The 14,921-nt window shown below is 23.6% G+C and carries 17 protein-coding genes; 4 read left to right on the forward strand and 13 right to left on the reverse strand.

Annotated elements, in window-relative coordinates; genetic code table 11:
* Positions 1–245: 245 nt before the first annotated feature.
* From CSGHG_RS12280 to CSGHG_RS12290, 3 genes are all read right to left on the reverse strand, one after another.
* Positions 246–1,085: a DUF6544 family protein gene (locus CSGHG_RS12280; RefSeq protein WP_010295727.1), complete on the reverse strand. Its 840-nt coding sequence runs from the start codon at positions 1,083–1,085 to the stop codon at positions 246–248.
* A gap of 49 nt (positions 1,086–1,134) precedes the next feature.
* On the reverse strand, positions 1,135–1,569 hold the full coding sequence (locus tag CSGHG_RS12285; RefSeq protein WP_010295730.1) for a MarR family winged helix-turn-helix transcriptional regulator: 435 nt from the start codon (positions 1,567–1,569) through the stop codon (positions 1,135–1,137).
* A gap of 123 nt (positions 1,570–1,692) precedes the next feature.
* Positions 1,693–2,181 carry an LURP-one-related/scramblase family protein gene (locus CSGHG_RS12290; RefSeq protein WP_010295732.1) on the reverse strand — a complete coding sequence of 163 codons (489 nt, stop codon included), beginning with the start codon at positions 2,179–2,181 and terminating at the stop codon, positions 1,693–1,695.
* A 147-nt stretch (positions 2,182–2,328) separates the two neighbouring features.
* Here CSGHG_RS12290 and CSGHG_RS20720 point away from each other — a divergent pair, with 147 nt between their 5' ends.
* Together CSGHG_RS20720 and CSGHG_RS24305 are read left to right on the forward strand one after the other, a co-directional pair.
* Entirely contained in the window at positions 2,329–2,646 is a 318-nt protein-coding gene (locus tag CSGHG_RS20720; RefSeq protein ID WP_235700147.1) for a hypothetical protein, read from the forward strand.
* Positions 2,615–2,815 (forward strand): hypothetical protein, encoded by a 201-nt coding sequence (locus CSGHG_RS24305; RefSeq protein ID WP_235700148.1) that lies wholly within the window; start codon positions 2,615–2,617, stop codon positions 2,813–2,815. The genes CSGHG_RS20720 and CSGHG_RS24305 overlap by 32 nt, the downstream gene beginning before the upstream one ends.
* 512 nt (positions 2,816–3,327) lie before the next feature.
* Here the strand turns inward: CSGHG_RS24305 and CSGHG_RS12300 are convergent.
* From CSGHG_RS12300 to CSGHG_RS22020, 10 genes are all read right to left on the reverse strand, one after another.
* Positions 3,328–4,254, reverse strand: a complete 927-nt coding sequence (locus tag CSGHG_RS12300) for a transposase (protein WP_235700152.1) — start codon at positions 4,252–4,254, stop codon at positions 3,328–3,330.
* A gap of 309 nt (positions 4,255–4,563) precedes the next feature.
* A complete protein-coding gene (locus tag CSGHG_RS20725) occupies positions 4,564–5,286 on the reverse strand; it encodes a sensor histidine kinase (protein ID WP_010295736.1) in 723 nt (240 codons plus the stop codon).
* Between the two features lie 175 nt (positions 5,287–5,461).
* Positions 5,462–6,217, reverse strand: a complete 756-nt coding sequence (locus tag CSGHG_RS12315) for an ABC transporter permease (RefSeq protein ID WP_010295739.1) — start codon at positions 6,215–6,217, stop codon at positions 5,462–5,464.
* Complete coding sequence (locus tag CSGHG_RS12320) at positions 6,210–7,133, reverse strand: ATP-binding cassette domain-containing protein (RefSeq protein ID WP_010295741.1); 924 nt, start codon at positions 7,131–7,133, stop codon at positions 6,210–6,212. Before CSGHG_RS12320 ends, CSGHG_RS12315 begins: the two co-directional genes overlap by 8 nt.
* A gap of 88 nt (positions 7,134–7,221) precedes the next feature.
* Positions 7,222–7,917: a response regulator transcription factor gene (locus CSGHG_RS12325; RefSeq protein WP_010295744.1), complete on the reverse strand. Its 696-nt coding sequence runs from the start codon at positions 7,915–7,917 to the stop codon at positions 7,222–7,224.
* A gap of 269 nt (positions 7,918–8,186) precedes the next feature.
* Entirely contained in the window at positions 8,187–8,612 is a 426-nt protein-coding gene (locus CSGHG_RS12330; protein WP_010295747.1) for a GNAT family N-acetyltransferase, read from the reverse strand.
* 504 nt (positions 8,613–9,116) lie between these two features.
* Positions 9,117–9,542 (reverse strand): GNAT family N-acetyltransferase, encoded by a 426-nt coding sequence (locus CSGHG_RS12335; protein WP_010295752.1) that lies wholly within the window; start codon positions 9,540–9,542, stop codon positions 9,117–9,119.
* Between the two features lie 477 nt (positions 9,543–10,019).
* On the reverse strand, positions 10,020–10,577 hold the full coding sequence (locus tag CSGHG_RS20730) for a GNAT family N-acetyltransferase (protein ID WP_010295755.1): 558 nt from the start codon (positions 10,575–10,577) through the stop codon (positions 10,020–10,022).
* Between the two features lie 357 nt (positions 10,578–10,934).
* On the reverse strand, positions 10,935–11,660 hold the full coding sequence (locus tag CSGHG_RS12345; RefSeq protein ID WP_010295757.1) for an HAD family hydrolase: 726 nt from the start codon (positions 11,658–11,660) through the stop codon (positions 10,935–10,937).
* A 337-nt stretch (positions 11,661–11,997) separates the two neighbouring features.
* Positions 11,998–12,543, reverse strand: a complete 546-nt coding sequence (locus CSGHG_RS22020) for a GNAT family N-acetyltransferase (protein ID WP_010295760.1) — start codon at positions 12,541–12,543, stop codon at positions 11,998–12,000.
* Between the two features lie 502 nt (positions 12,544–13,045).
* Between CSGHG_RS22020 and CSGHG_RS12360 the strand changes: the two genes are divergently transcribed.
* Both CSGHG_RS12360 and CSGHG_RS12365 read left to right on the forward strand, forming a co-directional pair.
* Positions 13,046–13,741 (forward strand): response regulator transcription factor, encoded by a 696-nt coding sequence (locus CSGHG_RS12360; RefSeq protein ID WP_010295763.1) that lies wholly within the window; start codon positions 13,046–13,048, stop codon positions 13,739–13,741.
* 21 nt (positions 13,742–13,762) lie between these two features.
* Entirely contained in the window at positions 13,763–14,815 is a 1,053-nt protein-coding gene (locus CSGHG_RS12365) for a sensor histidine kinase (RefSeq protein WP_010295766.1), read from the forward strand.
* The last annotated feature ends 106 nt before the right edge of the window (positions 14,816–14,921 follow it).

A 14,921-nucleotide genomic window follows, 5' to 3' on the forward strand; every position in this document is an offset into this window, starting at 1 on the left:
TAATAGAATAAAAAGGATGCAGAGTAGCATCCTTTTTATCTATTATTAAATATTTTAACAGTAATTTTAATGTATTATTATTTTTATAATTTCCTGGGAAAAGTTTTATTATGTATATTTTTCCTATTTAAAAAGTTATAAATTTTATCTAAATACTTAAGTTATATAACTATATTTAACTCTTAACTTAAATATGATAATTTATATAAAATAAAAATCAATACTTTAAATTATCATACTGAAATTTATTTATAACAAATCTCCATACTTTTACTATCAAAATATATTAAATCTCCTTTATCATAATGCCATATAGCCTGTAATCTTGTTGGAGTATTAATCCCTTTAATTTTTTTATAATTTGATGTAACTGCAGACCAATTTTCATAAGAATTAGTGTCTTCAGCAAATCGTTTTGATTGAAAACTTGTCATTTCATAATTTTCATTAAAATAAAATATACCACTAACCTTTATATCATTATCTACTATTGTTGCTTCAACCGTATATTTATCAATTTCTTTATATTTTATGTTTTTTTGTAATGCTAGGCTTGGATGCATTAAACATTCTGAAAGATATGTAACTAATGCCCCTGAATTCATATCATCCCCCTTTTCATTAAACAGGGTAACATTTTTTGCAATAACTCCTTTCATTGAACCTTGTCCATTTTCATAAATATCAATGCCTTGAAATGGTATTTTAAACATTTTTGTATCAATTAAAGCAAATCTACTTGAATTATTTACAAAATCATAAATTGTATAATCAATCTTTAATTTAGGTTTATTTAAACCCATTGAAAAATCAACATTTTTAAAATTAAATATTACTTTTGAAGTTTTTTCTATACCTAAATAACCATTGTTTATAAAATATTTTTGTATTGCTTCTGGTAAAACCCTTAAATCATTCTTAGATATTATTCCTTGTTCATTAGCTTGTTTTTTTTCAACATTATTTATCTTTTTCCAGTATTCAGTTTTAACTGGAGAATATGGTATACTTAAATAAATTATTATTCCAATTATTATTAAAATCACAAATAATAAAATCATCTTTAACTTTTTTCTCCTTTTCATATGATTCCTTCTTTCATATAGATATATATTTCGTCACATCACTTCCTTATTATATATCCAAATTTAGTATATTATCTTCAAGTTTTTTCATAATGAAAAACATAGAATTTATTTCATTATCGGTAATATTTCTATATAATTTTTCAATGAATTCTTCTTCTATTTTTTCTCTGCCTTTAAAATAATCAAAACATTTTGGGGTTAAACATACTCTAATAGCTCTATTATCTTCTGAATCTTTTTCTAGTTTAATAAAATTATTATTTTCCAAATGCAATGCTAATTTTTTCACGTTTTGTCTGCTACATCCCATAATTTCGGAAACTTGAGTAAGTGTTGGATTTTTAATTTTACTTTGCCCTATTGAAATTAATAAAAGCCATTGTTTCATTGAAATTTCATCAAATAACTTATCTCCTGCATTTTGTAATTTATTTGAAAATAAAAATATAGCTCCAAATATATATGCTTTTTTATTTTCCAAATTATCACCTCCAATTAAGTAACTAGTTACCTATATTTTATAATAAGTTATCATTATTGTCAATTTTTTAATTATATTTTAATTTTTGCAAAAACAAAAATGCGACAGTAATTGCCGCATATTTTAATTGCCATGAAATTTTATCATATCTATCATTATTAAAAGTCCTATTAAAAACAGAGTATATTCTTCATCTATAACTTTTAAATTATATTTATCTCTACCAAGAAGATTAAATTCTTTCTCTATATATCCTATATCTAAATCATTTTTACGTATGGTATATGACCTTCCAAGTATATTTTCACTTTCCATTTCTATATCACCATATATGCCCGATATATTATATTTAGGAATCATAAATTCTTTTTCTATTAATGCAATTTCTTTACCACTTACATTATACATAACGTATTTATGTGCACCTATTCTTATTTTTTGTTCCATATATAATACTCTCTCATCCTTATTAGGAGTATATACATTTATATTTTTACCAATATCAAACTTATCAGCTTCCACTAAGTATATTTCTTTTCCATTCTCATCAAAAACATCAAACTTAGCACCTAATGCAATCAATCTTTCTTTTATAAAATAGCTTTTGCTCAATATTATCACCTCACATATAAGTATATATTTTAACATATATTTACTCAATAACTATATTTATTAATATTTTTTAAACCATTTATATAGCATCACTTTATGGAAAACAATGTTATAATATTTATATATTAAAATTTTAGGAGGGACATGATGAATTTTAAATTAGATATTTTAACTGAAGACTATGCAAAAGAAATTTGCAGTTGGAAATATACTGATGAATATTCTATATATAACTATCCAAGTTGGAGTAAAATGTGTAATGAAAATTGGGGTATTACAAATGAAGAAAAAAGAAAATCTGAATTTAATTCTATCATTGATGAACTTAATAATTTATGTGGCCATATAAGATTAGTAAATAAAAATGACTATATTATTATAGGCATTGGACTCAAACCTTCTTTATGTGGAAAAGGTTTTTGGAGCTATAATAATGGAATTAGTAAAAGACAAATGCAAGTATAAATATCCGAACAAACCTATTATTTTACAAGTTCGTTCATTTAATAAAAGAGCAATAAAATGTTACACTAAAACAGGTTTTAATATAATAAATACTTATAAAACTAAAACCCCTCTTGGCAATGGAGAATTTGTTAAAATGAAATATACATTTTATAATGACTGTCACTAAATTACTATGCTATATTGTAGTTTATATAATGACTGTCACTAAAAAATATACTAAACATATAATTTTAAATTTAAAGTTTAAACTTAAATATATTAATGCACAAAAACACTCTAAATCTTTATTTATTTAAACATTTTATCTATTTACAATAATTATTTATAAAACTATTGATATCATAATTTGTTTCTTTAATAGCATGTCCATTTTAAATACTGATTAAATTTTAAAATTATTAAGCTTTTAAAATTTAATTTATTCAAATAGATATTAAAAAAAGTGCCCGTTTTACCATCATCAGATTATTTGAAATGTTCCTTGTTAAATATTATAACTGGCACTTTTGTTAAATACTAATAAATAATAATGACCGTCACTAAATAGAAATTATCCTTATTTAACTTTATTAACTATTATATTTTTAATTTATGAACATCTACCTTTACTTATATTTAAGGTTTGTACATATTCTTATTTAATTTTTATAAAGCTCTTTTTATATTTTTTAATTTTATTTATATTACATACTCTTCTTTTTCCATGAACTTTTTAAATATATTACTATAGTTGCTATCATATCTTATAAGTTCTATTCCATAATTGGTTAAAGTACACACTCTACTTGCTGTTATTCCCCCCAACACCTTTCCTATCTTAAGAGAACTTATACCACATAGTGATGTAGCCATTAAAGCAAATAATGCTCTTAATTCTTTATTATAGCTTCTATTTTTTATTAATAAATCTTCTACTTCTAACCCTATTTCTTCTACTATAAACTGAGCCAACTTACTGACAGAAAAATTTTTTTTTAATATCTCTCTATTATTTACATACTCTACACTTTTAAATTCCATATCTAATTTTATTTCTAATTCTTTGAATTTATTATTTTGAATATTCATCGTGTCATTAAATAGTTTTATATAATCTTTTACCGCAAAGTATTTAAATCTATTTAGTATACTCAATATAAATTCACTATCTACTATATCAAATTCATCTATACCTCCTGAATATGCTTTTATACTTGAAAACTTGTAAGTTTCAGGGGTATTTCTATATCCTACAATGTCCTTTGGATTTCTGTGAATATATAGTGATGCTGCAATTAAATACCCATCACTTTCTATTATTGTACTTTCAAATCTTTCTTTATATAATGATCCATTTGAATCATGTTCTCTGTTATAATACTTTGAATATCTTTCCTTCACACTTTTCATAATAACTGATATATCTGTACCATATGAATCCACTATAAGATGTACATGAGTATCCATTAAGCAATAAGCATATACTTTAAATTTATATTTTTGTATACTTTCAGCTAATTTTTCCATAAACATTTTTTTATCATATTCATTGTTAAATAATGGTTTTGATTTGCATCCTATTATTCTTACATGGTATATAGCATTTTCTGTTTTTTTCCTTGCCATTCTAGCCAAAGCTAAATTCACTCCTATTAATAAATAATTATCCTTATTTAAAGCTTTGACAATATAAAAATAGTTAATCAAAATCGTAATTATAGAATATATTTATTAAAAAAGTTATTAAATTTAATGACTGTCACTAATAAAAAAGACACTTAATAACTTATTATTTTGTGTCTTCTTATAATTATTTATTATTAAGTTTTTTTATTTTCCAATCTTTATATCTTACGGCAATATATACAACTAAAGCTCCAAATATAATTGCATAACAATGACTTTTTATCATAATAATATCCCCCACTATAAACTTCATATCTTTATTAAAACATTTATATACAAATACTTATTTTCTAATTTAGATGTAATATTACCTCCTAATTTTTCCACAAGTGATTTAGTTATGGCTAATCCTAACCCAGTATTCTGCCCTGTTCTCATCCTATCCCTTGTAAAAAATCTATCAAACATATGTGATGCATCATACAGTGTCAATTCTGGTGCATAATTTTTAAACTCAACATCTATATATTCATCCTTTCTTTTTAAAGAAATGCTAACTTCTCCTTTAGAGTGTTTTAAGATGTTCTGAATCAAGTTAATAAAAATCCGATTTATTGCATTTTTGTCTGATATAACACACTCTACTTTTTCATCTATATTTATATTAGGTTCTAATCCCTTCGATATAAAATCCTCATAAAACTCTGATATTATCTCACATAAAACATTGCTAACATTAATTTCTTCATAATTAAAATTATATTCATTAGCTTGTAATCTAGATAAATCATAAAAGCTAGTTATCAACATTTGTAATGAATTAGCTCTTTTTTCAATTATATTTATATAATCATTTTTTTCTTCCTTTGATATATCTTCATCTTTAATTAACTGAATATATCCTTTAATAGATGTAAGTGGAGTTCTTAAATCATGTGACATATTTGCAATAGCTTGCCTTAACTCTACCTCTAGTTCTTTATAATTTCTTTCTAATTGTTGTTTTGATCTTAAACAATTATTTATTTCCATAGCTAATTCTTGAATATACTTATCAGAAACAGAGATTTTAATTTTTTCATTAGTATCACTTGAATTTATTTTATTAAGATTTTTTTTATATTTCTAATTTCTTTTCTGTTTAGAAAAAGTTTTAAACTTATAATACTCAATAATGCAATAAGAATTACTATTAATATATAATGCATCAATTAACCCTTTCTTTATTTAATTTCTTGTTTCTGAAAATTTTCATACCAATTAAACTAAATACTATTGTATATACAGCCCCTATTAACGCTATACTTATCATTTCACTATTAATACTTTCCATTATTTGAAGCTTAGACAGTTGCGATGTAAGTAATAGCTTGTATACATAAATGAAACTCTTTGAAACTTTATGTTCCAAATATAATATAATTTGACGAAAATTCAATACAATAATATATAAAATTGCTAATAGAAAATCTTTTTTACAAAATAACATTAATATATTTACAAGAGCTATGCCTCCTAAATATAAAGGTAATCCAACTAAAAACTTAGTTAATAATAACAATAAACTTGCATTTGAATAACCTTCATAAGGAATTGTAAATGTATATATACATATTATAAATGTTACTAAACACACTATACAAATAATTATAAAAATTATACTCTCTATAATTATTTTGCCTAAAAATATTTTTTCTTTATTTAATCCATAAGAAGCTATGTTCTTTAAAGTTCCTTCTTTAAATTCTTCTAAAAATATTGATGTAAGTATTACTACAAATATCAATATTGCTGATAAAAACTCATTAGCAATACTTATAAGTATGCCTCTAGCTTCCATAGGAGCATTATCTGAAATAAGTAAAAAAACTAGCACTATTAAAGCCATAATAATTAAAGAACTTACATATAATAACGGTCTTCTTAACCATTTGTACATCTCTGCTTTTATATAATTAAACATGTTCTTTTCCCCCTACTAAATCAATGAAATAGTTTTCCAAATTAGCTCCTAACCTTTCTAACGAATAGACCATTACTCCATTTTCAACTAATAACTTATTTATAATTTCTGGTTCATCTAAATGAGTGTAAATCTTTATATTATTCTCAGGTAATACTTCATATTCTTTACATCCAACTTTTTCTTCCAATATAGCTGATGTTTTTTCTGTGTCATTAACTTTAATAGCTAAACATGTTCTACATTTTTCATTCATTTCTTTAGCTGAAATTTCTTCAATTAACATTCCATTATCAATAAATCCAAAGCATGTAGCTAATTGTGCAACTTCTCCTAGTATGTGACTTGATATAAGTATAGTTGTATTTTTAAGTTTATTAAGCTTTAAAAGTATTTCTCTAATCTCTACAATTCCCATAGGATCTAGCCCATTAGTAGGTTCATCTAAAACAAGAAAATCTGGATCTCCCATGATGGCTAAAGCAATTCCCAATCTTTGCTTCATACCTAAAGAGAATTTTTTAAATTTCTTATTTCCTACATCCTTTAATCCTACTAATTCTAATGATTCTTTTACAACTTCTTTTTCTACAATACCTCTTTGAATTCTATAATATTCTAAATTTTGCTCAGCAGTAAAATAAGGATAAAATTTTGGAGTTTCAACAATTGAACCTACACGAGAGAGCTCTTTTAATTTTTCTTTTGTAGAGGTTTTTGAAAACAATTCTATTTCCCCATCAGTTTCATCTATTAAAGATAATATAAGCCTTATTATAGTGGTTTTTCCTGCTCCATTTTTTCCAATAAGCCCATATATATCACCTTTTTTAATATTCATATTAACATTATTAACTACAATATTGTTTTTATATCGTTTAGTTAAATTTCTTGTAGCCAAAATAGTTTCTTGCATTTAACTCACCCTTTCTTAAATCTCTATGTGTCTATAATAAAATAAAATGGTCAAGATAAGTTAAAGAAAATATTAAGAATTTATAAAGTTACTCTCCAAGTTTAAAACCTATTCCCCAAACTGTTTTTATATATTCATTTCTATTATCTACTACTGATATTTTAGATCTTATATTACTTATATGTACATTTATAGTTTTATCATCACCTAAGAAATCGTCATTCCAAATTTTTTCAAATAAGTTTGCTCTAGTAAATACCTTCTTAGGATGACTTAAAAGTAACTCTAAGATAGAAAACTCCTTAGCTGTTAATGCTATCTTTTCTCCTTTTACTTTTACTTCTACTAAATCTTTATCTAAAACTAACTCTTTATAAATTAAAGGTTCATTACTTTCTTTTACACTATTAAATTTAGTATATCTTCTTAGCTGTGCTTGTACTCTTGCTAAAACCTCATTTATATCAAAAGGTTTACATATAAAATCATCTGCTCCTAATTTAAGTAAATTTATTTTATCATCTTGAGATTTTTTTGCTGATATGACTATAACTGGCATATTTTTAGTTTCTCTAATATATGAAATAAGTTCTTCTCCTGTCATTCCTGGCAACATTAAATCTAATATTATAAGTTTAAAATCTTCCATATTTATATATAACTTACCTTCTGTTCCGGAATAAGCTGATTTCACATTATATCCTTCTTTTACAAGAATTTTTCTTATAATTCTATTTATATCTTCATCATCTTCTACAACTAAAATATTTATATCTCTATCCATCTTCAATACCTCCATTAAATATTTTATACAATAATTATACAATATTTTTTATATTAATAAAATTTTATTATAATCTCACCTTATTATAATCCCACCTTTATACTATTATATAAAGAAAAAAATTTATTAATTGCCTTAATACATAATTTATTATTTAAAATAAATTCAAATTTGCTATTACTTTCAAAATATCATTACTTCTTATCTTTAAATAAAAATATCGTAAAATTCATTACTGAATAAATACGATATCTTTATAACTTAACAATCTATTTATTTTCTATTAGTTGTTTCAAAAGATAATAACGTTTACTCGTTGCAGGATATTCATCTAATTTTAAAACTTCTTTATATCCTAGCTTCAGATAGAAATCCCTAGCTTTTAAACTGAAAGTATCAAGAAATGCATATTTACATCCCCTCACTATAGCTTCCGCCTCAAGAGTTTTCAACAACTTAGAACCAATTTTTCTACCTCTAAACTTTTCATCAACCCACAACAATGACATTTCTAACCAATTACCGTTGATTTGTGCTATAATACCACCTATTTTATTATTATTTTTATTTTTAACAAAAATAGCTAAAGGCTTGGCTGCTTTTATTCCTAGATTAGAGCAATTATACTTTTTTAAATTACTTTCGATTCCATTAATATCACTTTCCCTTGGAATATCAGTTATTACAAATCTCATAAACCCTCCACCTTAAAACACATGTTCTTATAATCTTTATCTAATAATAATTCCGCTTCCTTCTAACAAAAATTCCATGTCTTATCATTACAATCTAACCTCTCACCTTAAATTACTATCTATTTTTTGACATTATTCATAATTTACAGTATATTTAATCGTTTACTTAGTTTATTAAACATATTCTAAAAAGTTAAATTTTAGGCTTGGTTCACATATAACCAGTAAAATTAGATATTATATTTTTCCACAGCTAATTGTGGTATGAAAAAGGCTTTTTTTTAAAGCTCTCTTGTAAATACCACTACTAAATATGAGTCATATGTTATAACTATACTTTTTTTATAAATGTACACATATACATACTAAATGTCTATCTAATTATATTGTTTAACCAATTATATATAACTGAAATTTCTCTTCTATTCTCATATATTATGAGATATAATATTTGTTAAATCCTCATTCCAGCATTTATAATTCAACTATACATACATTTTTATCTTACCTGTTTTTTATTAGTTGTTTCATAAAATAATGACGTTTGCTATTTATAGGATAATCTTCCAGAGTGAAAACTTCTTTATATCCTAACTTTAAATAGAAGTCTCTTGCTTGAAAACTAAAAGTATCAAGGAATGAATACCTACAACCTCTTATTATGGCCTCTGCTTCAACATTTTTTAATAACTTTGAACCAATTTTCTTATATCTAATCTTTTCATCTACCCATAATGAAGATATTTCTAACCAATTACCATGAGTTTTCCCTATAATGCCACCTATTATATTTTCATTTTCATCATTAACAAAAATGGCTAGTGGTTTAACATTTTTTTCTTCTATATGTGAAAGATTATATTCTATTAAATTATTTAATACTATATCAACATCTTGATCCTTTGGGTTATCTGTCATTGTATATTTCATAATAATTATCACCTTTCTTCTTATTAATAATTGATTAATACATAATAAAAATGTGCAAAAATTCATTTCTGTTCTTTTATTTTTCAATTATATACTTTTTTTTATAAGAAGTTTCATTTTTTTAAATTCTATAAATTTCAATATTTTTTATAATAAAATTATATTAACTTTTTAGCATGCTCAAGATAAATAAATCTTATTTCACTGATTTACACTCTATCTATAAAAATCATGCTTTTTCACTTAAGAATTTTATATATAACATTTCCTTTATATTTTCATATCCTACAAAATAATTACAAATTTATTAAAAAATTATTCTTCATTAGTATTATTATTTATTACGAATATTCTTTTCCAATTATATTATATTTCTACACTTAATATTTTTAACTGTTTATTTTTTACAATTATACCACAATTATATCACAATTCTAAATTTTTTTAATATTCTATCAATATTATTTTTTATATTTATTATTCTCTTTCAAACCAATTCACTATTTTATATTTTTCAAACCCTAAACTAGTTGCTAATTTCATAGATTCCTCATTATCTTCTTCAATATGGACAAAGGGAATTTTATTTTTATTACGAACTTTATTTATTAAATCTATAGTGATATCATGAGCATACCCATTATTCCTATATTGGGGCAAAACATTCAGAAATCCTATAGCGCCATCATCCTGTGTAATTGCCCATCCTACTGGTTTATCCATATGACGTATACAAGAATTTACACCTTTAGTTATTCTATCAATTATATAATCAATAGATATGACATCCTTATAATCTGAGTTTTCATATATAAACTTAGCATCATCAATATTTAGTTTATCCATAATATTTTTAGTCTCATTTATATTTACTTTATTTTTTAATACTAATTTCATAGTAGGTAATCTCCACTTAATTTCATACCATTCAATTAAAATAGGCATCATCCATTCTTCCACTGCTGCAAAATTTTTATCATCATAATCTATTTTGCTTTTTATTATTTTTAATTCATCCATTGATTTTGAACTCATATAAACCCACTTTTTATCACTTTTACCTTTAACTATAACTGATTCTCCTATTTATTCTATATAGATTGTTGGATAATTTTCAATAAAATTTATAACATTTATATTTTTAATTTTATCTTTATATAAAAGTTTCAATACATCCTTTATATCACTCATTTTTTGTTTCCCATACAATTAATTTATTTTTAATACAATTTTATTTAGAGTATTAAATTTCTATAAATATATATACTTATACAAGTTTAATGACTGTCACTATAAAATCTTAGATATAATAAAAGCACCTAATAAATTTCCTAATAAGGGTTTTATATATTATTGTGTTGATTTTTAACTAATTTTTATATATTTACTTCATCATATATAATTTAATATTTCCTTTATATTTGATATTTTCACATGTGGTACTATTTCTAATTTAGCATCATTAATTATATCCTTCTTTAACCATATGGTTTTCATACCTAATTCTAAAGCAGGTTTAATATCGCTTTCTAAATTATCCCCAACCATTATTGCTTCTTTACACGAAATTTCCATTTGTTTTATAGCTGATTCAAAAATTTTTTTATTAGGTTTTCCTATTCTCAATGAATAGCTAAAAGTAAAGTTATCTACTAATTCATAAATTTTTGCCTTTGAAAAACACTCTTTTATAACCTCATCATAATAACAAGTATTGGATATAACACCTATTTTATAACCTTTTTCTTTTATACTCTTTAAAGTTTCATATATATTATCTTCAAACCTAACTTGCTCTCTATATTCTTTGTAAAAACAATGAATAGCTTGTATACATTGTTCTAAACTAAAAGTTAAATCATATTTTTTAAGAAACCCATTTAAAAACCTTTCAATTGGATATTCTATTCTTTTACTTTTTCTATCTTTTATTCCATCCATCCAAATTCTATAAAAATTATTTTTCACATCTTCAAATGTAATATTTTCATCAAATCTATTTAAATACTCAGTTAAATAAACTAAACCTTGCATATCTTTCTCATAATCTGATTGTCCATAATGAAAATGTAATAAAGTATTTCCCATATCAAAGAATATTACCTTAATATTTTTCATAAATTCCTCCATCAACAATAACATCTATATATTAAATTTAAATTATCTATTTTTCTTTGAATTTATTATATATCCAACCAATAATCCTATAAACGTACCAAGACTTATAAATAAACCAATATTATTAAAAATCACTCCAAATATTACTCCTATACACATTCCACATGATATGCAAATACATATCCAATCTTCTTCTTTTTTTGTAATATCTTTTTTTTACTTATCTTCATCCATTTTATATCTTCTTCTATTTTAATTTTTTATAAATTATATTTTATATGTTTTTGTTTAAATTCAGTGTACCAATAAATCTTAAAATACATTATACTTTTACTTTTCACTTGTCTATATATTTTATTTCAGTATCCAATAAGGAATAAATATGACTTCCATACCAATTATTATTTAATAATCTAACTGCTCTACATGTTCCCTCTTTTTTCATTCCTATTTTCATCATAACTTTTTCTGAATTAGTATTTTTATCATTACATAACGCTTGTATCCTATGAGCATTTAATTTATTGAATCCAAATTTCATCAATGCTTTTGCTGCTTCTGGAGCATACCCCTTACCAATGTGATCTATATGAATATCCCAACCAATCTCCCATTCTCTAATAGAAGGATCTATCTCCCAAAACCCTAGCTTTCCTACTGGCTGAAAGTCAGGTAACTTTGTAATAACCAAATAGTATCTATTTCTTGGTATTTTATTTATGCATTTAAGTATTTTAGAAAATCTTTCATTAATTTCTTCTTTTGTAGGTATGGTATCTGATTCAAATTTTTGGATAAATTCGCTAGTTTCTAGTTCAAAAAAGAAATCATAATCCTCTGCTACAAATTCTCTTAAACATAATCTATCAGTAAATATATTCATATTCTCCACCTCTTCTATTTCAATCCTTATCTTAAAACTCAAAAAATTTCATGTACTAAATATTTATCAAATTTTTTATATACATAATTCATTTAGACTTTTAATTTACATATATTAAATTTAATTATAAATTATGGTTTTAGAAAATTATATCATACTTATATGGATTTGAAGTTAGCTTTTTAAATTATTCATTTTAAGGTCTAATAACTAAAGTATTTATATATTAATGAAAACTTAAAATTTTATATGTAATTTTTTATGACCATCCATAAATTAAAACATTTTAGCATTTTCCCCCTATAAATACTAGCTATACTAACCTATTAACATTTGTTGTAGGCAATTTAAAACTACTTAAATAACAAAAATAGTTGAAAACACTGATTATAAAAAGTATATTTATACATAGAAGAATACTATTGGAAAGTTTTATGTTATTTAAAGTATTTATAATTTTTTATATAATTTAATATAAAATGACCAAAGGAGGTATATGGGTATGTACAATATAATGCTCGTGGAGGATGATGTAAAACTTGGTACATTGATGAAAAACCACATTGAAAAATATGGTTATGAAGTATGTGTAGTAAATGACTTTTTAAATATAAAAGGAGAATTTATAAAAAATAATCCACAGATTGTTCTTATGGATATCAATCTTCCTTTCTATGATGGCTTTTACTGGTGTCGAGATATAAGAACACTTTCTAATGTACCCATTATTTTCATATCTTCACGAGAATCAGATATGGACCAAGTTATGGCAATAGAAAATGGTGGTGATGACTATATAACAAAACCATTCTCCTATGATCTTTTGATGGCAAAAATAAAAAGCGTTATAAGAAGAGTTTATGGCAGTTATTCTGAAAGTACTAACAATGAAATGTTTGAAGTTAATGGCTTATTTATTTATATAAATCAAAACGTTGTAGAGTTTAATAAAAAAAACATAGAATTAAGCAAAAAAGAATTTCAGCTTTTATATTGCTTACTTAAAAATGTAAATAAAATTGTTTCAAGAGAAACTTTACTTGAAGTATTATGGAATGATGTAGATTTTGTAGATGATAACACTTTATCTGTTAATATTACAAGATTAAGAAAACGATTAGAAGAATTAGATATTATAGATGTAATTGAAACAAAACGAGGACAAGGATATAGAATAATAGATAATTGGAAAATTTAATTTTATGGGTAGGTGACAAATATGAAATTAAAAGATTTTTTAAAAGATAGAATAGGATATGCTCTTATTTACTTTGTAAGTACATCAATAGTTATTTTAATAATGTATTTAACTTTAATTATTAACAAAATAAACCTTCCTAAAACTAATATATTCTATGCCTTTTTAGTTTCAGCAGTATTGTTTATAATCTTTTTATTATATGATTATTTTAAAAATAAATCTTTTTACATCCAATTGAGCCTTATGATTAATTCAAAGGATGAATTAGATTACATGTTAAACTTAGATTGTACTGGAACAATAGAACAACGATTATATAGAAATCTTCTTTTAAAAATATATAAGATATATGGTGATAAGATTGGAAAACATGAAGAAGAACGTAAGCAATACATATATTTTATTAATCAATGGGTACATCAGATAAAAACCCCTGTATCTGTAATAAATCTTATCCTTCAAGATCAAAAAAACGAAGAATACAGGGCAATATTTGATAGTCTAGCAGAGGAAAATGAAAAAATATCTCATTGCATTGAAATGATGCTTTATAACACTCGACTTAATGAGTTTAATTTAGATTTTAATGTAGAAAGTTTTAATATTACATCTATTGTCAGAAATGTAATTAATCATAATAAAAAATCATTGATACGCAATTTTATATTTCCTAAAATTATTGGCGATGAAGATATTATTGTAGAAACAGATAAAAAATGGCTTTTCTTTGTGATAAATCAAATTTTTGTTAATGCCATAAAATATTCTAAAGATAGCCAAAAAGATAAAAAATATATAACCTTTAAAATAAACCAAGAATCAACAAAAGTTATTTTATCCGTTGCAGACAATGGTATTGGTATTCCTCCTCAAGACCTAAGTAGAATATTTAATGCTTTCTTTACAGGTAAAAACGGGAGAAAAATTTCTGAATCAACTGGTATGGGTATGTACTTATCCAAGAAAATATGTGATGAGCTTGGACATGATTTACTTGTTGAATCTCAAGAAAACCAAGGTACAACTTTTTCTATTGTTTTTCATACTGGTAAAAGCATGTTTAAACTATAATCTTTCAATATTGTAAGACTAAAGTATGGCATGAAAGGGAAATCGATACCTTGATTTTCCTATTTTTTTTATAATAAACATAGAGGTTATCACAAAATTTAATTAC

This window comes from Clostridium senegalense JC122, from assembly GCF_000285575.1.
Classification (GTDB): domain Bacteria; phylum Bacillota; class Clostridia; order Clostridiales; family Clostridiaceae; genus Clostridium_J; species Clostridium_J senegalense.